General features: G+C 49.9%; 11 protein-coding genes. 2 read left to right on the top strand and 9 right to left on the bottom strand.

Annotated features, from left to right (window positions below):
- Both VFS25_RS02960 and VFS25_RS02955 read right to left on the bottom strand, forming a co-directional pair.
- The coding region (locus VFS25_RS02960) for a nucleotide sugar dehydrogenase (protein WP_326460621.1) at positions 1–787 on the bottom strand (787 nt) is incomplete at its 3' end.
- A gap of 8 nt (positions 788–795) precedes the next feature.
- On the bottom strand, positions 796–3252 hold the full coding sequence (locus tag VFS25_RS02955) for an SLBB domain-containing protein (protein WP_326460620.1): 2457 nt from the start codon (positions 3250–3252) through the stop codon (positions 796–798).
- Between the two features lie 446 nt (positions 3253–3698).
- On the opposite strand from VFS25_RS02955, the gene VFS25_RS02950 reads away from it, so the two are divergent.
- Complete coding sequence (locus VFS25_RS02950; protein WP_326460619.1) at positions 3699–4823, top strand: acyltransferase family protein; 1125 nt, start codon at positions 3699–3701, stop codon at positions 4821–4823.
- Positions 4824–4953: 130 nt separating this feature from the next.
- Here the strand turns inward: VFS25_RS02950 and VFS25_RS02945 are convergent, their stop codons facing one another.
- The 7 genes from VFS25_RS02945 to VFS25_RS02915 form a co-directional block, all read right to left on the bottom strand.
- A complete protein-coding gene (locus VFS25_RS02945; RefSeq protein WP_326460618.1) occupies positions 4954–6363 on the bottom strand; it encodes an RtcB family protein in 1410 nt (469 codons plus the stop codon).
- Between the two features lie 20 nt (positions 6364–6383).
- Positions 6384–7442: an AAA family ATPase gene (locus VFS25_RS02940; protein WP_326460617.1), complete on the bottom strand. Its 1059-nt coding sequence runs from the start codon at positions 7440–7442 to the stop codon at positions 6384–6386.
- Positions 7443–8165: 723 nt separating this feature from the next.
- The gene (locus tag VFS25_RS02935; protein ID WP_326460616.1) at positions 8166–8732 is read right to left on the bottom strand and encodes a DinB family protein; all 567 of its coding nucleotides are present in this window, start codon (positions 8730–8732) and stop codon (positions 8166–8168) included.
- 781 nt (positions 8733–9513) lie between these two features.
- Positions 9514–10599 carry a PA0069 family radical SAM protein gene (locus VFS25_RS02930; RefSeq protein WP_326460615.1) on the bottom strand — a complete coding sequence of 362 codons (1086 nt, stop codon included), beginning with the start codon at positions 10597–10599 and terminating at the stop codon, positions 9514–9516.
- A gap of 154 nt (positions 10600–10753) precedes the next feature.
- Positions 10754–12532: a MutS-related protein gene (locus VFS25_RS02925; RefSeq protein WP_326460614.1), complete on the bottom strand. Its 1779-nt coding sequence runs from the start codon at positions 12530–12532 to the stop codon at positions 10754–10756.
- Between the two features lie 200 nt (positions 12533–12732).
- Positions 12733–14166: a glycoside hydrolase family 125 protein gene (locus VFS25_RS02920; protein ID WP_326460613.1), complete on the bottom strand. Its 1434-nt coding sequence runs from the start codon at positions 14164–14166 to the stop codon at positions 12733–12735.
- Between the two features lie 60 nt (positions 14167–14226).
- Positions 14227–16665 carry a bifunctional YncE family protein/alkaline phosphatase family protein gene (locus VFS25_RS02915; protein WP_326460612.1) on the bottom strand — a complete coding sequence of 813 codons (2439 nt, stop codon included), beginning with the start codon at positions 16663–16665 and terminating at the stop codon, positions 14227–14229.
- A 145-nt stretch (positions 16666–16810) separates the two neighbouring features.
- Between VFS25_RS02915 and VFS25_RS02910 the strand changes: the two genes are divergently transcribed.
- A complete protein-coding gene (locus VFS25_RS02910) occupies positions 16811–20134 on the top strand; it encodes a methylmalonyl-CoA mutase family protein (protein WP_326460611.1) in 3324 nt (1107 codons plus the stop codon).
- Positions 20135–20548: the final 414 nt, after the last annotated feature.

Here is a 20548-nt window from a genome sequence, read left to right as displayed (position 1 = left end):
CTGGCTTATACTTCAGAAAATTCCATTTTGTAGCTGCCGCATCAATCACGTCCATGGTATCAATTCCCATCCTGTCAAATATCAGCGCCAGCTCATTTACAAAACTAATATTTACATCCCGTTGGGCATTCTCTATCGCTTTTGATGCTTCAGCTACCTTAATGCTGGGAGCCTTATAGGTGCCGGCCGTAATGATACTTTTATAAAGTTCGTCTACAATTATTGCTACTTCCGGAGTAGAACCGGAGGTGACTTTCCTGATTTTTGTAAGGGTATTCACTCTGTCGCCAGGATTAACTCTTTCAGGAGAATAGCCGCAAAAAAAATCTGTGTTGAATTTTAGGCCCGAAGCACTTTCCAGTAGTGGCACACAATCTTCTTCCGTACACCCGGGGTACACTGTAGATTCGTAGATCACCAGATCACCCTTTTTCAGCACCCGGCCAATCATTTTTGAAGCCTGTAACAGCTGTCCCAGGTCTGGCGCTTTAAAGCGGTTCAGGGGCGTAGGCACTGTTACTATATATACATTGCAACGGGCCAATATGTCAGGGTCATTAGAAAAATTCAATCCCTTACTGCGATCTTTCTGCCCACTCTCAATTACCTGTTGCAGCGCTTCACTATCCGCTTCCTGTGTGTGATCTTTACCTGCCTTTAGTTCTTTAATCCGCTCACTATCAATGTCGAATCCTATTACCTCATACTGCTTTGCAAACTCAATAGCCAGCGGTAACCCTACATAACCTAATCCAATTACTGCAATCTTATAGGGCGCCGGTTTCATAGTTATCCTTATTTAATCTTATCCAACAACGTAACGATAATCAATGCCACAGATGCCAGTCCACTTGCCATGCCAATTGCCTCCGGCCCACTCAATCCCTTCCGTTCCTTTTTAGTTGGCACATATATCTCCGCCCCGGGTCTCACTTTAGGATAACTATTAAAGAAAAGCACCTTCCGCGTATTCTTCACCTCTCCGTTTGCATACACAATATAGCTACGCCTCCTGAGTGCCTGAGAAGTAAAGCCGCCTGCGCCCCTGATATAATCTCTAAAAGTGGTTCCTTTATCAAACCGCAGCTTCTTGGGGAAGTATATTTCTCCAAACACCTGCACGGTCTGCAGTTTCTTGGGAACCTTCAGCACATCTCCTTCTTCCAGCAGCAGGTCGTACTTGGAACCAGGATTTTTTATTATCTGGTCCAGGTTAATGCCTAACAACTGTTCTTTTCGCTGTACTGCGCTCCGCACCCTTCCAATATCTGTACTGTCCTGCAGCTTGTTGTAAAATACTTCCAGCTTATTGGTTAAAAAGGCACTGTCCGATTCGTTTACAAATGTCTTGCGTAATAATACCGCTCCCTCGGGATAAGCTTCAGGCCGCAGACCACCGGCCCGGCGCAGTACGTCGGAAATGCGCTCCTGCTTGGTGTTTATAGTATATAAACCCGGATATAGCACCTCCCCGCCTATTTCCACATTTGCCTGCTCGGTATACGAAGGCGACTTGCGGATGGACACCACATCAAAAGGTTGCAGGGCAAATGCGGCATCCGGGTTGCCGCTCAGGTCTGCATTAATGTCAAACTGCCGGATAATGGCCATCCGGCTGTCAGAAGAGTCTGCACTATTGTTACGTATGCGCCGGGCTATCTCCACGTGCTTCAGGGAGGCTGCATCCCGCAAGCCGCCGGCTATCAGTATCAGGTCTTCCAGGTGCATACTGTCGGCATAGGCATATTTGCCAGGCACATTCACTTCACCGTTTATAGTTACCTGGTATTGTTCCCGCAGATCTAGTTTAGAATATACCACCACGCTGTCTTCCCGCTGCAGCGGTACAGCTTCTTGTCCGTTCACGGCTGATTGTACATTAAAGCTGATCATGGCAGGTGTGTAGTCAGCCTGCAAACGGCGGATCACACCACGTGATAAAGCTGCTTCTTCTTTTACTCCATCTGCTTTTTTTATCAGGTCACTTACTGTCATTCCAGGTTCCAACGCGTAATCTCCCGGGTGGTACACTGCACCTGTGATGGTTACACGGTTGGTAAACCTGGTGGATATAGAGTCTATATAGAATTTATCGCCGGATTTAGGCTCAAAGCTGGCTATTTCGCCGGCTGGTATGTTCACTACTTTCAGCTGCCGTTCTGTAACGCGGGTGGCGCGTATGACATCATGGTAAGCCTTATCTGTATATCCACCGGCGTAATCCAGTATCTGCTGCAGGTGCTCGCCTTCTTTGGCTTCAAAAATGGCAGGCCGCTTCACCTCACCCACCAGTTCCACACGGGTTTTGTAGGGGTTCACTTTTACTATGTCCTGGTCACGCAATACAATATTATTGGTAAGGTCGCCGTGCGCCAGGAAATCGTACAGATCAAAAGTAGCCACGGGCTGCCCATTGCGGATCACCTGTATATTACGGAAAGAACCGTTTTCTCCCGGCCCGCCGGATACAAACAATGCATTAGCCACAGTAGCCAGGCTGGGCAGGCTGTAGGTGCCCGGGCGCTCTACCTCACCAATCAGCAATACCCGTATGCTGCGTATATTTCCTAAGGAGATTTGTACAAAAGTATTCCCGGTTTTAATGCCGCCGTATATAGTGGAGAGTTGCTTGGTAATGCGGTTACGGGCTTCCTCCATGGTAAGACCGTTCACATAAACAGGCCCCAGGTAAGGAATGCGGATATACCCATCGGGCGTAACCTTTAACTGGTGTTGTACTTCTGAATAACCGTATACATCTATGATCAGCTCATCGTTGGCTGCTATTGTATAGTTAGGCGGAGTAGGCATGCGCAGGTTAGGCTCAAAAGTAAGGTTACGGTTACTGAACAGCTCTGCCCCAAATATCTTTTTACGGCGCATTTCCCGTTCATACTCCTCCTTGCTGTTAATCCGGCGCAGCTTATCATTCCAGTAATCTGTAGTGTCATTCACCATCCGATCCAGCTCTTCTGAACTGCTGCTGGTGTCACTTTTCCCTCCCTTGCCGGATAAGGTAGCATCCAATCCCAGCTGCTGTATGCGCGCTTTCAGCTTCTCTACCTCTGTTGCCGGTATTCCGTTATCTGCCGCATACTCATCTATTTCGTCAAAAGTGATATTTTCCTGCTTCATCTTGGCCACCAGCTGCCGGATCTGGCTGTCTGACAGATCATCAACATGGATCTGTTTCAGCTGATCTTTGGATATAGTAGACGGGATTTGGGCCGCCGCACAAAAACCAACGAACAAACAGAGTTGTAACAGTAATATTTTCTTGAACATGAACTATCAAATGTACTTTCTTGGATGATTCTGTAAATGCCTCCTCCTAAATCTCACCGGGTTGCCAGGTCCTGGCAAATCAGGTGCAAATCTATTAAAAATAACATATTTGCATTACGTTAATGAAAATCAGCATAATTTCAAACCCATTTTGTTTATATTAGCTAAAACCAGGGGCAGATATAAATTGCCATTTTCCGGATGTACAAGCCTGTTGCAGGCAGACGCCTATCCCGCCGGTCAACCACGGTGATGGTGCGGAGGGTGCGACGGATCTGCATCTACCGGCTGGTCCGCAACGGGCAGTGGCAGCAGGCTTCAACGCCTGAAGTCCCGGATTAGCGTATTCACGCTAATCCGGAAGCCGCAAGTACCAATATTCGTGCCTGGCTTTTACTATACATCACCAATACATGTCCAATTCACAACGTTTCCTTTCCCTGGATGTTTTTCGTGGCCTTACCGTGGCCGGTATGATCCTGGTAAATAACCCGGGTAGCTGGTCTTATGTATACCCGCCGCTGGACCATGCCCACTGGCATGGCTGTACACCTACCGACCTGGTTTTCCCCTTTTTCCTGTTTGCCGTTGGCAATGCCATGAGCTTTTCCATGAAAAAGTACCAGCAGCAAGGTAACGCCGCTACTGTTAAAAAGATCTTAAAACGTACGCTGCTCATTTTCCTCATTGGCCTGCTCCTGGGCTGGTTCCCGTTTTTCCGGTGGAACCAGGAGGGCCAGCTGGTATTTAAATCCCTGTCACAGCTGCGCATCATGGGTGTGCTGCCCCGTATTGCCCTGTGCTATGGGCTGGCAGCGCTGATCATTCATTTTCTTGGGGACAGACGGGCTTTTGTAATTGCCGGCTGCCTGCTGTTTGTTTACTGGTGGCTGGTGTTGGCATTTGGTCAGGGCGATCCTTATAGCCTGGAAGGATATGCCGGCCTGCGGCTAGATAAATGGCTGTTCGGCGCACAGCACCTGTACCACGGGGAGGGAGTGCCCTTTGACCCCGAAGGGCTGCTAAGCACCCTACCTGCCATCTGTAACGTAATATTCGGCTACCTGGCCGGCGTGTACATTCAACAAAAAGGCAAAGACTATCCCATGCTGTGCGGGCTGCTCATTACCGGCTGCCTGTTGGTTTTCATTGGCTTATGCTGGAACATGGTATTCCCCATCAATAAAAAAATATGGACCAGCTCCTATGTATTATATACGGTAGGTATTGCCCTGCTGGTGCTGTCGGTGCTCATATATGCCATTGAGTTCCGGGGCTGGAGGCAACCCGCGCCCTTTTTTGAGGTGTTCGGAAAAAACCCGCTATTTATATACATCATGTCCGGCGTAGTCATAAAGCTTTACCTGCTGGCGCGTACTGGCCCGGGTGAAAACCTGTACGGCTGGCTATACCAGCATATTTTCCGTCCTGTTGGCGGCAACTATCCCGGCTCCCTGCTGTTTGCCTTATTCCATGTTATGCTATTCTGGCTGTTAGGATGGTGGATGGACCGGAAAAAGATTTACATCCGCGTATAAACAAAGGCGGGCAAAAGAATGCAAAATGTAAAATTTTAAATACTGAATGTAAAAGTACAATGCCGCAAAATCCGGTACAATTAACGCTTACTTTTAAATTTTACATTTAAAATTTTACATTTTACATTCCTTAATCCTCTTTACTGCCGTCATCCGCCATACGTACAATCTTTGGCTGAAAGCGGCCTATCACATCTACCAGGCCGGTTTGCGCGGCCATTACCTCATTAATGTTCTTATATGCCATGGGCGCTTCATCCGGCCCTCCGCCTACCAGGGTTACACCTTGCGCTTTCAGCTGTTGCTGCAGCTCGTGCCGGGTAATAGATTGTATAGCCCTGGAGCGCGACATTAAACGCCCTGCACCATGGGAGGCGGAGTGCAGCGATCCTGCCTCTCCCCTGCCTTTTACAATATAACCGGGAGCTGTCATGGAACCCGGTATAATGCCCAGCACTCCCTTCCCTGCCGGGGTGGCCCCCTTACGGTGCACAATTACCTCCTGCCCGTTATGGATCTCTTTCCAGACAAAATTGTGGTGGTTTTCTACCCTGGCCAGCAGCCGCGCATCCATGGCCTTTATAAGCCGCCGGTGTATCTGGTGATGACTGGCGCTGGCATAGTCACCGGCCAGGTTCATGGCAGCCCAGTACTCCTGCCCTGCTGCTTTATCCAGCTCCAGCCAGGCCAGGTGCTGCGCTTCTTTGGGCAGGGGGCACAGCTCCCGCGCCAGCCGGGTATAATGGGCGGCTATTTGCGCGCCTAATCCGCGGGAACCTGAATGGGATAACAACCCGGTATAGGTACCTGCGGGCAGGCCCAGCTCATTGGCACCGGTTATTTGCACAATACCCCACTCCACAAAGTGGTTGCCGCCGCCGGAAGTGCCCAGCTGCTCCACAGCTTTTTTATGCAGGTGCCGGAGCATGGGCAGCTCACGGAACAGGGAATGTTCCAGCACCGCGTCTTCTGTTTTGGCAGACCAGGTGCCTCCTGCGCCAAAGCAGGTTTGTGCTGTCAGCTCACGCCGGAACCTGGCCGCTTCCTTTTCCAGCAATGCTATCGGCAGGTCCACTATGCTCAGGCACATGCGGCATCCAATATCCACGCCTACGCCATATGGTATTACAGCATTGCGGGTGGCCAGCACACCGCCAATAGGCAGGCCATAGCCCTGGTGTGCATCCGGCATGAGCGCGCCGGTTACCGCTACCGGCAGTCTTACCGCGTTGTTCATTTGCTGCAGGGCGCCGGTTTCAATAAAACCGGCGCCGTATATTTCATACGGCACCGGTATTTCTTTTAGCGGAATATCCTGCTCCTCCTTTGTTTCCATCAGCTTACCCGCCACTTTCCGCAGGCCATCATCCGCCAGGTAGGCCATCGGATCTTGCAACACCTGCTTCAATATCTCAAGCGCTGCCTTTTCCGAATGATGTTTGAATTCTTTTTCCATGGCGGTAATGGCTACGCTGATAGCCGGCCCCTCAGGATAGCCTATGCTGCGCAGCGCTTTACCGGTAAGTCTTAATCTGGGCATATTACAGGTTTTAGAATGGTTTAGTTTGCCCTGAAGCCTATCAGGGATGCCTTTTTTTCAAACGACTTTTCATGCTGGTTGGCAATTTCCGCAATGCTCATTGGCTGATAAATATCTGTATCAAAGCCCAGGTGGCGCGACAACTGCTGCGCTTTGGGCACCGACAGCCGGCCAAACTCGTATTGCGCTATTAACCGTCCTTTGCGCAGCAGCGCACTGTCTATCATTGACAGGTCGCTGTTAAAGGTGCAGATGACCTGTACATTGAGGCAGTCTGCCAGCAGGCCGTCTGAAAGGTTCAGCAGGTTTGACACGGTAGATTTACCGGTTAGCTTACGGTCCATGATAATGTTCTCCGCATCCTCAATTACCAGTATGCTGTTCGGGTTTTCTATCAGCAGGTCTATGAAGCCCGGCTGTGTAATGTTGCCCGCCATACCGGGCGATACAAATAGCACCCGTTTTTTCAGGCGGCCTAACAGGTAGCGCAGGTAGGTGGTTTTACCGGTACCGGGTAAGCCATGCAGCAGCACAATGCCTTTGTCGTTTTGCTTGTTCAGCCGCTTCTGAATGGTAGCATCTATGGCTGCAAAATCATCTTCGTAATACAGGTTCAGGTCCAGCCGTGTTTTTTTGATCTCCATGTTGCTAAGCTCCAGTCCATGACCGTCATCAGTAATAAGACTGATGTTATTTTTCTTATGCTGTACGCGCTTCCTGTATTTCTTTAACAGGGTGGTTACCGCCTCAATAAAACCTGCGGCCTGCCCGTTGTGCAGTATTTCGCAATAGGTTTCTCCAAACTCCACCATACAATGATGATGCATTACCATCAGCGTTATATGACATTCGTATTGCTTTTGCTTATGCTGCAGTGTAGCATATTGATAGGTGTGCTGTATGCCTGCTGCAAAGGTTTCACGAAAAGCCTTCAGCGCCCTGCGGCCGTCTATATTAAATACCATGTTCACGCTGGGAATGGCGTTAAACCGGTACATGTAAAATGGTTTGGACTCCAGCAGCCGGTTGCTGAAAATGCTGTCGGCCGATATGATCCTTTGTTGTGTATAATTGTTCATGTGTTATTGTGTTAATAGGCCGGGCGCGGGCCGTATTCGGTTCTTTACCAGTGCACTGACAGCTTTAAATGCTGCCGGCCCCTGGTAAAGATGAATACATCGTAACGCACCTGGCGTTGTTAAAAGGGGTTAATGCAAGCAGAGATGAAAAAAATATCTTACAAAAAAGCCCTACTCGTATGCACGGGCAGGGCTGTATAACGTGAACGCTTTACCGTTACATTATCGCATACCTTGCCCTGCCGGCGTTGTTGTACACAACGCCGGCCCTGCCCGGGTTAGAGCTGTATGATTTACATACAGCTTTACCGGTCAATTGCCTGTGGCGGTATATGAATGTTTGTTGCTGAAGCATATCCGGGTAAAAAAAAGCCCGGCTTTTTACGAGCCGGGCTTTTGTTATATACACAAGTTACTTTATCTCATTGCTCGCTATAACATGCCCGGCATCCCTGATGGTCCTTATTGAAGGACATCGCTGGTGCTGCTGTATTTATAATGAAACGACGCATGTTAATATTGTTTTTGTGAATGAATTTGAACGGTGCAAAGATAAACGGAATATTGCGATACTAAAAATTTTTTACCTGCTTTTTTAAAAATTTCGTTTACCCGTTACTGTTAAAAAAGCGTGCCATCTTAAATACCGGATGGCACGCACAATAAATGAACTCGAAAGCAGAAAAAAAAGGATTAACACCAACAGATGATGCTGGTCGACCGTTATATTAATTCCATACTTGTTGAGAACTGTTTTTCCAACCGCTGCAGCTGACGGATATGCCGTTCAATATGCTTGGTAAGGAAATAGATGTACTGGTATATATCCAGCTTACCCAGGTTGTTTACAGACATGTTGGTAAACACCAGCCGCCCTTCACCATTCTTCAACAGGCTAAGGTTATACATACACTGTGCAAACTGTTGTTTCAGCAGGGTCCGTACTTCCTGCATATCTTTCAGGCCCGTAGGCTCCATGTGATCGGGGCGTATCCAGCCAAAGGACTGGCTGCCTATCACATCTATCTGGTCAAATTTGTTAAAGTAATCGCCCGGTAGTATTACCGTATGGCCGTTACTTTTACGATCCAGCGCGCGGCGGGTAGCTTTGTTGATGATCAGCAACAAAAAATAATTGGTCAGGCTAATGTGCTCCAGTACTTCCCGGGCGTTCCACTGATCCGGCCCTGGCTTAAAATCCAGCAGCACCGGGTCTTTTTCAAACCACCCATCCAACTCCCTGAAATTGGTCAGTAAAGCCTCTCTTACTGTTTGAATAATATTTCTCATGGTCTACTCTATTTTGGGGTTATGCACCTTCCTGATCCTTTTTGTACGGGCTAGCACATAACGTAATTAATATTTAAAAAACAAAAATCCCGGCGCGTATTCCAACGGGCCGGGATCCTTATAACAAAAACTGTACAGTTTTGCTATAACATACCTTGCCCATCAGGTTTTTTTAACACATTTAACAAATACTGCTCCCATTGCATAAATGCATCCACTGCCAATAGTGGCTCACTTATACATCCGACAGTTGCTATGCTACTTTTTGTCTTGTGTTCAGTCATCATTTACGAACTACCCTTATGCAAAAAGTCCCGCATCTTGTCTGCGGGACTTTTGTTTTATCACTTGATAACTAGTTTGTTAACAATTGGTGCAACTTGCCCGCAACCCGCTCCTGACCTGCTTCTTCAGCTTACAGGACACCGCAGTAATAATATGTTGAGAGTTGCGTGACATTATTTTTTTATTTGCTGTAGCAAAGATATTTTTATTTTTTTATTGTGCAAAATTCAAAAGATATTTTTTTTGCAGAATTAATAATTTTTTTATAAAAGCCGGTCAACAGTCCACGGATTACAGTCAACAACAGGTTATGAACATTGCTATTATACTCCGTCATGGGCGCCGTGGTGTCTGAAGGCGCCAGCGCTTTACCTGGCCCGGGGCATTATTAGCCGGCGGTGTATCATGGGGAACCGTTTGGTACAACCTTACCGTGCAATGCCCCGCGCCAAACCGCTCTGGCGGTCTGTAGCCCGTGGTCTGCGGACTGCCCGTATCAGAAAAGCCTCAGCTGCTGCTGCGGCCTTTGAAACAGTGATGTATTCAGCTCCAGCCGCTCCATGTTCAACCCGTTCTTTTTGGTGTGTATCTTAAACTGCTGGCGTATCAGGTCTGCTACATTCCCTTCTCCGCGCATACGGCGACCAAACTCGCTGTCGTTCACCTTTCCCCCGTGCATACTTTCTATCAGGTGCCATACTTTATCGGCCCGGTCAGGGAAATTCTTATACAGCCAGTCGTTAAAAATGATCTTTATCGCATCGTTTAACCGCACAATCGTATAGCCGGCAAACTTTGCCCCATTCTGGGCCGCCATTTCCAGCAGTTGCGGCATTTCATGCTCGTTCAGGCCGGGTATCATAGGGGCCGTCATTACCCCTACGGGCACACCGGCCTCACTTAACTCTTTGACTATACGAAAACGCTGGGCGGCCGTGGTGGTACGCGGCTCCATTTTCTGCCGCAGGTCTTCCTGCAGGCTGGTAATAGATACATATACGCATACCAGCTGGTCCTGCGCCAGCTTTTGCAGCAGGTACTTATCCCGCAGCACCAGTGCATTCTTGGTAATAATGCCCAACGGCTGCTTGTATTCCAGGGCTACTTCCAGCAACTGCCGGGTGATCCACATTTTACGCTCCAGCGGCTGGTAACAGTCGGTATTGCCGGAAAGGCTGATAGGCTTGGGTACCCAGTTCTTATTATCCAGGAATTTGCGCAGCAGCTCGGGGGCATTTCTTTTTACAATGATCTTGCGCTCAAAATCCAGCCCGGCGCTTAAGCCCCAGTACTGGTGGGCATTACGCGCATAGCAGTAAATACAGCCATGCTCACAGCCCTGGTAGGGGTTCATGGAGTACCACATGCCCACATCCGGGCTGTCTACCTTATTCACCAGGGTCTTGGCATGCTCCTCAATTACCTGGGTGGGCACATCGGCCTGCCACCACTCATCTATCCCCTCCGGGTGATCCTGCGCATATTCAGTTTGCAGGAATTTATTCTTTGGATTCAGTTGCGCGCCTCTTCCTTTGTAATACGGGTTTTCCGGTGCACCACCATCCTGGAAAGGCAAAGTCATAACTAATAATTTTAGTAAAAATACTAAAAATATTAGTTATGCTCCAAATAAATCAGTGTTGATGCGCAAATATGCAGATATGCAAATGTGAAGATGAGGGGAAACAGTCAGTATCAACCCATCTGCACATTTGCATACCTGCACATCCGCACATTTAGATTATTCCCATCTGCTGCATCAGAAAAGTGGCGTTCTTATTATGCGCAATGCCTTCGCGTATACGGTAATCAAAGTACAAATGGTTGTCCTGTATGGTGCTTTCAAAGCAGTAGTTCCTGATCTGCTCCGGGTACAGCTGCTCCAGCTGCCCCAGCTCAAGGTCATGGGTGGCTATCATGCCCAGGCAGCTGTACTGTAACAGGTGGGTAATAAGCTGCTGGGAGCCGGTAAGCTTATCAGCCGAATTGGTGCCTTTCAATATCTCATCCAGCAATATAAATACCCTGCCTCCTCCCTGCAGCATCTTTACAATCTGCTGCAGGCGCAACAGCTCTGCCTGAAAGTAAGAAGTATGCCGGGCAATAGAATCTTTAATACGCATGGAGGTCATAATATGCAAAGGCGTAAAGGCAAAGCTTCCAGCGCATACCGGCGCACCGCACATGGCCAGCAGCAGGTTGCTGCCCACACTGCGCAGGAAAGTGCTTTTGCCGCTCATGTTAGAACCGGTAATGATCAGGAAATGTTGCGGGTGGCCTATTGTAATACTGTTGGTCACACATTCGCCCACAGGTATTAATGGGTGCCCAATGGCTGTTGCCTGCAGCCCGCCCGCTTCATTCACTTCCGGAAATATATAGCCGGGATGGTTAAAGGCAAAAGTGGCCAGGCTGTTCCGGGCTTCCATGCCGGCAATTACCTGCAGCCAATCCGGCACCTGGCGCTGGTAACAGGCTTTCCATTTTTCAAGCTTAAAAATGCAGTGCAGGCTGTATAGCAGCAAAGAGTTCCCGAAGGTGGCTATTACCAGGTTCAGGCTTTGGTCCAGCGCATTGCTGATGCGCGCCAGCCGGTGCAGGGCTTCCCCTGCAACAGCTGCCTGCTGCTGTTGTGCTTTTAACAGGGCGGCATCATTAAACTGCTCCTGCTTTATCAGCTGCAGCAATGCGGCAAACTTGTGCAGCACCTGCTCTTTATTGCTTAACTGACCGTGCAGCGCCAGCATTTGTTTTGACTGTGATCCCAACAGCAGCCAGTTCAGGCATAAAAAGAAAAGGGCCGGGTAATAGGCATTGGTATAGATATATATAATAATGCAGGCGATTAAACAGGCAGGGCTTATCCATATAAGGGCCCGCAGCCATCTTTTTCCCCTGAAAACAAAGGGTTCCTGCAGCCATCGCAGCAAAGCTGCCCGGTCACCGGGCGCTTCATGCGACAGCATGGCCAGGGCAGTCAGCTGTTGGCGGAACGGCACTTTGGGCGCCAGCTCTTTTACGGCTGCCTGCATTTCCTGTATGGCAGCGGCTTCCTGTAAAGGGTATTGCAGGGCATGGGCCAGCGCCTGCCGCCCCATAAGGGTGCCGGTGCGGTTTATATGCTGGTATAAAGAGGCGGGACCAAAAACATCCAGGTCGGCGCTGAAAGGGTGCTGTTCATCCATGAAATCGTCGCCTGCTTCAAAGCGCGACTGGTTCGTGTTTTGCAGGTGCAGCTCTTTTTCATTGATGCTTTGTAATGTTTGCAGCAGCTGCAGGTGATCCTTTACCCGCTGGTACCTGGCCAGGGCATATATAAAACCGGCCAGCAACCCCAGTACAGGCAGCCACCATATGCTTTCAAAATTGCGCGCAATATACTGCCACGCGCATACCAGTATGCCTGTAAAGCACACCAGGCGCACCCAGCCCAACGCCTGCAGCTGACTGCGGGCCTGTGTAACCTGTTGCTGTAAACGGGCTAACTGTTCTGTATAAATCTTTTCCGGGGACATGGGCTAAGGATGATAAGCGTAGATAAAGCAGGTAAAACAAGGGGCTGACCAAAAAGAATGTAAAATGTAAAATCTTAAAAGCTGAATGTAAAAGTAAATGCCCGGCTACTGCATTATGTTAGTTGAACTTCACTTTTACATTTTAGATTTTACATTTATGATTTTACATTCTTTCCGTCAGCCCCTTGCTCATGATCTAATTATATAGCGTATTGTCTTTTCAACAGCTCAGGGTATTCCTGGCTTACTTTCATGATCAGCTCACCAAACAGCGTGTTGGCCCAGGCAAACCAGGGACGGGTAAATTTGCTGGGATCATCCTTCTGGTAAGATTCATGTATGAAGCCCTTATTATCGTCTGTATTGCGCAGGGTGCGTATACACTCCGCTATCTCCTCCTTATTATCTGTTGTAAGCGCTTTCATAATAATGCTCATCGGCCATATAAAGTCCACACCGGTGTGCGGGCTGCCTACGCCATCCCCGTACTTGCCCTGGTAAAACCACGGGTGGTAAGTGCTCCATACAAAACGGCGGGCCGTTTGGTATAAGGGATCATTTGCCGTTGTATAGCCCAGGTAAGGGATGGAAAGAAGGCTGGGCACATTGGTATCGTCAATGAACAACCGGTTGCCAAAACCATCTACCTCAAAAGCATACATATGGCCCAGCTGCGGATGCTCTACCACGGCATAGGCTTTAATGGCGCGGTCTACCTCATTGGCAAGGTCGGTACATTCTTTTGCAAAAGCCGCATCCTTCCATACGGTGGTGCTGATCTCTGCCAGCTGCCGCAGCGATACAACGGCAAACATGTTGGAAGGCACCAGGAAGGGGAACACCGTAGCATCGTCAGAAGGACGGAAGATAGATACAATAAGCCCTACCGGGGAAATAGGCGAGCCATAGCCGCTGTTGGCTACTGTATCTGACTGTACAGGCGTTACACGCTGGAACTTGTAAGGGCCTTTACCATCCTTACGCTGCTGTTCCTTAAAGGTTTTTACGATAAGGGCGGAGGACTTGCGGTAGTTATCGTCCAGCACTTTGGTATCGCCGCTGATCTTCCAGTAATGATAGGCCAGGCGTACGGTATAGCAAAGGGAGTCTATTTCCCATTTGCGCTCATGCAGCTCCGGCTTCATGTCGGTAATATCCTTATCCCATTCACTGCCGGTAGGCCCTTCATTAAAGGCATTGGCATAAGGGTCTATCAAAATGCATTTGGTTTGCCGGTTAATAACGCCTGCAATCAGCTGCTGCAGGGCATTATCTTCCTTTACCAGCGGCAGGTAAGGCCATACCTGGGCAGAGGAGTCGCGCAGCCACATGGCATGAATATCGCCGGTGAGCACAAATGTGTCCGGGCGGCCGTTAATGGTCTTGAAGTTCACCGTGGTGTCCAGCGTATTCGGGAAACAGTTCTCAAACATCCACGCCAGTTTGGGATCGGCAATCTGCTTTTTTATAGTGGTAATGGCCTTTTCCACTGCCTGGCTGGTAAACTTACGCTGCGCCAGCGGCGGGCGTTGGGAGGTATAACCATCCCAGCTTAAAACCTGTTTGGGAAAACCCAGTCCAATAGCGCCTGCCAGGAGGCTGCTGTTACGGATAAAATCTCTTCTTGCTACCATGGATTTGTTACTTATGGAAGCACAATATATAAAAATAGTTGGCAGGATAGACCCTGCCTGTTACTCATCGTCATCATCGTCGTCATCTGCCCGAAGCTTTACAAACGCGCTCCGCCGCGGGGCAGGCATTACCGCCTGCTCTCCGTGAACAGCTTTCCATACCACCTCATTCAGGTCAAGGTCCGGTGCACGGTCTTCATGCTCCAGGTCAAAAGCGGCAGAGCGCCGCGCGCTCTCGTTCCACACCGTATTACGTTCTTCCAGGTTCACATTGGCCGGCAGGCTTGTAAAAGGCGTAAGATCCGGCGTGGCGGTAAAGCATTCCCACAGCGGCATGGCGGCTGCATCGTACTGGCTCATAGGCGGCAGGCCCAGTATCAGCTCCATGGTACGTAATACGCCAGCTGTGGCATACATGTTATGTACCGGCGTTTTTCTTTTGGTATAGGGGCTTATCACGTAAACCGGGGAACGGTGCGCATCCACATGGTCGGCGCCATTCTGCGCATCATCTTCCAGGATAAAAACGGCGCTTTCTTTCCAAACGGGACTGCGCGAAAGATGGGCTACCAGCCGGCCTACCGCCAGGTCGTTATCAGCTACGGCAGCGTAGGGCGAATAAGCGCCTTTACGCATACCGCTGGTATGATCGTTGCCCAGGCGGATGGTATTAAAACGCGGCAGCGCGCCTGCTGCCACCAGCGAGTCAAAATCCTGCTCCCACAGCTTTTCGCGGTGTATATCCTGTATAGCAAGGTCAAAGCCGGGGTACCCTTTGCAGAAATGATCTTCCAGCGATTTCAGGCTGGCCTTGCCCGCATCTGCAAACTCGCCATATGTGCGGTAGCTCACACCTGCGCGCTGGCAATAGTCCCAGATGAAACCTTTTTTGGGATAGGCTATTTTGCGGCTACCCTCATAGTCGTAGGTACCTCCCCGTTTACCGTAGCTGGTAGGCCATGTTTTTTCCACGTAGTCGGTGGCATAAGCGGCCATAGACCAGTTATGCCCGTCGGCGCTTACTTCGGCATCCACGTAAAAATTGTCCAGCAGCACAAACTCCCTGGCCAGCGCATGCTGGTTGGGCGTAATCTTTTCCGGGAATATACACAGGCTGCTATCGCCGTTGCCTTCCGGCATATCGCCCAGCACCTGGTCGTAGGTGCGGTTTTCCTTGATCACGTAAAACACGTATTTAATGGGCGAAGCGGCCCCCGGCTGTTGTGGAATGGGATTGCCCGCAGCGCCCGGCGCCCTATTTTCCCGTGCTTTGCTATAAGGCGTGTTCTCGTACACCAGGCGCGACCAGCGGCTCAGCGTTGCTTCATCCGGCTCCCGGAAAACGGAAAGCGTGCCTTTGAACAGTGCAGCAATATATTGCACCGGCTTATCGGTGCGGGTATTGCCCTCATGCCGGCCGGCGGCATCCTGCCGGCGTACGGGATTAGGCCCCTGGGGGTTAGCCATGGAGGTAAATCCTTTGCCATTGGCTACCAGCACTTTTTTCCCGAGCAGCCTTACACAGGTGGGGTACCAGCCTACCGGAATAAATCCCCTGGAGCGGCTTTTACCTGGTGTTGATACATCAAATACCGCCAGGCAGTTATTGTCGGCATTGGCAATATAAAGCGTGCGGTTACTGGCAGACAGCGCCAGCCCGTTGGTGGTGGAGCCGGCTGGTGCATTGGGATATAAAGCCGTGTTCAGCGTTTCTATTACTTTTCCGGCCCTGGTATCTATCACGGATACGGTGTTATCGTTCGCATTGGCTACATACAGGTAGCGGCCGTTGGCAGAAAGTAACATCCCGTTGGGATGACTTTGCGTGGCAATGCTTTTTACAATGCCGTTCTGCTGTACGTCGTACACCGCTACCCTGTTACCACCCCACAGCGAAATGTACAGCTGCTTTGCATCCGGCGAAAGCACACAGGTATAGGCTTCAGCATCCAGGACTGTTTTTTGCAGCACTTTTTTAGCAGCGAGATCTATAACATACAAGCTGTTATTTTCCTTGGTAACCACGTACAGTCGTTGCCGTTTGTCGTCTATTGCCATGCCCGCAGGCCCTATTTTCTCCGGCCAGGGCTTGCCCAGCACAATACTGTCGGCCACCTGCAGCTTATTGTTACGGATAGCATACTGCCATATAAGATTATCATTACCGCCCGAAGCGTACAGGTACTTTTCATCGCTGCTGAAAGCAAGGCCCAGCCATGACTTGGGAATGGTTACCTCATCCAGCAGGGTTTCCCTTGCAGCATCTACCAGCTGCACGGTTTGGCGCCCCTGCCCGTTATTGGTAACAGCCAGGTATTTGCCGGAGCGCGACAGGATCATGTTCAGCGGCAGATCGCCCAGGGGCAGTGAACGCCCCACCGGTGTAAGTGACCAGCCATTAGGCAGGGTAATGCGGTGGGCCGCGGTGTCTTTTTTAGTGTGCTGTGCCCTGGCAGGTAGCGCAGCCAGGAGGGAAAGTATGAAACAGAGCTTTTTCATCTGTATAAAAATAGAAAGTACTGTGCAAAATATTTGGTCGTTAACGGGAAATTAATGTTCCGCCCCCCGGGGGGCCGCCCCGAAGGGCCGTAGTGCCTATTTTCGTATCTTGCAACGTTGGCATGCCAACAGGAAAACTGATAATATGAGTTATACACCAAAGCATAAAGTGCGCATTGTTACTGCGGCGGCTTTATTTGACGGGCATGATGCCGCTATTAACATCATGCGCCGTATTATGCAATCCAAAGGGGCAGAGGTGATACACCTGGGGCATAACCGCTCTGCCGCGGAAATAGTAGACTGCGCCATACAGGAAGATGCGCAGGGCATTGCCGTTACCTCTTACCAGGGCGGGCATGTTGAGTTTTTCAAGTATATGTACGACCTGCTGCAGGAAAAAAACTGCGGGCATATCAAGATATTCGGCGGCGGCGGCGGCACCATTTTGCCGGCCGAAATTGAGGAGCTGCACGCCTATGGCATTACCCGCCTGTACTCGCCCGACGATGGCCGCCACATGGGCCTGGAGGGTATGATAGAAGACGTGATACGGCAGTGCGACTTTTTAACCGTGCCTGTGCTGAACGGACAGTTACAGCAGCTGGCCGGTAAACAATATAAAACCATTGCCCAGGCTATTACCATTGCGGAAAACGACCAGCTGCCCGACTGGCAGCCGGACCGGCAAAAAACAAGGGCCGTACTGGGTATTACCGGCACCGGCGGGGCAGGCAAAAGCAGCGTAACAGATGAGCTGGTGCGGCGCTTCCTGTACAGCTTTGAAGATAAAACAGTAGCCGTTATTTCTGTAGATCCCTCCAAGAAAAAAACCGGCGGCGCCCTGCTGGGCGACCGCATCCGCATGAACTCCATTCACCATCCGCGCGCCTATATGCGCTCCCTGGCTACCCGCGAAAGCGACAAGGCAGTAGGAGAGCATATACAGGAAGCCGTGGATATATGCCGGCAGGCAGGCTTTGACCTTATTATCCTGGAAACATCCGGCATTGGCCAAAGCGATACCGCCATTACTGATTACTGCGATGTTTCCCTATACGTAATGACGCCGGAATACGGCGCCGCCTCACAGCTGGAAAAGATCAATATGCTGGACTATGCAGATGCCATTGCCATTAACAAATTTGATAAGGCCGGCGCGCTGGATGCCCTGCACGATGTACGCAAACAATATAAACGCAACCATAGCCTGTGGACCGCCAAAGATGAGGACCTGCCCATAGTAGGCACCATTGCCTCCCAGTTCAACGACGCCGGTATTAACCAGCTGTTTGAAAAGCTGATCCATATTATAGCAGCAAAGAACGGCGCGCACTTTGGCCAGGTAACCCATGAGCGGCCGGTAGATACCACTACCAAATCCCGGATTATTCCGCCGGCCAGGGTACGCTACCTGTCTGAAATCACAACCGCCATACGCGATTACGGCAAATGGGTAAATGACCAATGCGCCATTGCCAGCCAGCTGTACCAGCTGGAAGGAGTGCTGGCCATGCCCGGTGTAAAAGCAAAGGAGGAGCTGAATAACATAAAAGCGCACCTGCGGCAGCAGCTGCACCCCGCCTGCCTGCAGCTGGTTGAAAATTGGCCTTTGCTGCAGCAGCAATATGCCGCTGATCAGTACGAGTTCCAGGTAAGGAATAAAGTAATTAAGCTGCCATTATATACAGAAAGCCTTTCCCATTCCCGCATTCCGAAAATAAGTTTGCCGGCGTACAAAGACTGGGGCGATATACTGCGCTGGCAGCTCACCGAAAATGTGCCCGGTGAGTTTCCCTATGCCGCCGGCGTATTTCCGCTGAAACGGGAAGGTGAAGATCCCACCCGTATGTTTGCAGGCGAAGGCGGCCCCGAAAGAACCAACAAACGCTTTCACTATGTATCGCTTGACCAGCCCGCCAAGCGCCTGAGCACGGCGTTTGACAGCGTAACGCTGTATGGCGAAGATCCCGCGCACCGCCCGGATATTTATGGTAAGGTGGGCAACTCCGGCGTTAGCATTGCCACGGTAGATGACGCTAAAAAACTGTACAGCGGCTTTGACCTGTGCGATCCCAAAACCTCTGTATCTATGACCATTAACGGTCCGGCGCCCATACTGCTGGCCTTTTTCATGAATGCCGCCATTGACCAGCAATGCGAAAAATACATTGCAGAAAACGGGTTAACAGAACAGGTGCAGGCGCTTATAAAGGAAAAGTTCAGCCAGCATCCCCTGCCGCATTACAACGGGCAGCTGCCGCAGGGCAACAATGGCCTGGGACTGCAGCTGCTGGGCATTTCCGGTGATGAGGTGCTGGATAAGGCTACCTATGAAAAAATAAAATCCCATGCCCTTAACACCGTACGCGGTACCGTGCAGGCAGATATACTGAAGGAAGACCAGGCGCAAAACACCTGCATCTTCTCCACTGAATTTGCGCTGAAGCTGATGGGCGATGTGCAGCAATATTTTATTGAGCAGCAGGTGCGTAACTTTTACTCTGTAAGCATATCAGGCTACCACATTGCGGAAGCGGGCGCCAACCCCATTACGCAGCTAGCCTTTACGCTGGCCAATGGTTTTACCTACGTGGAGTATTACCTGAGCCGCGGTATGCATATTGACGATTTTGCCCCTAACCTCTCTTTCTTTTTCAGCAATGGCATGGACCCCGAATATGCGGTAATAGGCCGCGTGGCGCGCCGTATATGGGCCAAGGCCATCCGCGAAAAATACAAGGGCAATGAACGTTCGCAAAAACTTAAATACCACATTCAAACTTCCGGCCGCAGCCTGCATGCCCAGGAAATAGATTTTAATGATATACGCACCACCCTGCAGGCGCTGTATGCCATTTATGATAACTGCAACTCCCTGCACACAAACGCTTACGACGAAGCCATTACCACGCCTACAGAAGAAAGCGTGCGCCGGGCCATGGCTATACAGCTGATCATTAACCAGGAGCTGGGCACGGCCAAAAACGAGAACCCGCTGCAAGGCTCTTTCTTTATTGAAACCCTTACAGACCTGGTAGAGGAGGCGGTGCTGCTGGAATTTGACCGTATCACTGAACGCGGCGGAGTGCTGGGCGCCATGGAAAGAATGTACCAGCGTAACAAGATACAGGAAGAAAGCCTGTACTATGAATCGCTGAAGCACGACGGGCAATACCCTATTGTGGGGGTAAACACTTTCCTCAATAAAAAAGGCTCCCCTACTGTAATTCCTGCAGAGGTAATACGCTCTACCAAAGAAGAAAAGGAATTCCAGATAAATGCCTTACAGGCCTTTCAGCAGCGGCATGCCGGCAAAAGTGAAGCCGCGTTGAAAAAGCTGCAGCAGGTAGCTGTAAACAACGGCAACCTGTTTGCGGCGCTGATGGAAACTGTGAAGCACTGCTCACTGGGGCAAATCACCCATGCGCTGTACCAGGTAGGCGGGCAGTATAGAAGAAATATGTAAACATTGCTGATCATATACAGGTGGCCGCCATGAGCGGCCACTTTTTTTAATGAGCATAACCGGCAACAGGTGCAGGTAAAATTACTTTCCCCTGCGCAATAGCAATTGTGCAAGGGAAAGTAAAACAACAAGGCTTCCGGCTATTTACGGAGCAGACTGCTGGTTTTCACGACGTGGAATTGTGAATCAACTAAAGCGATCCTGGATTTTCAGAATTTATTACCTCAAATAAGTTGTGCTTAGTTTTTTAGAATGACGGCTTCAACAAAACGGTTTTCGTTCACAAAATGGTGATAACAAGTATCCCTTTAAAACAGAACAGCGAATTGGATTTAGATTTTTGGTTTCAATTATTATGGCTCAACAACTACAAATTCAAGATGTGTATCTTCTACACAATCTTAACTTAATTTT

The sequence above is a fragment of the Chitinophaga sp. genome (assembly GCF_035761305.1).
GTDB lineage: Bacteria > Bacteroidota > Bacteroidia > Chitinophagales > Chitinophagaceae > Chitinophaga.
This window is presented reverse-complemented; position numbering and strand designations above follow the sequence as displayed.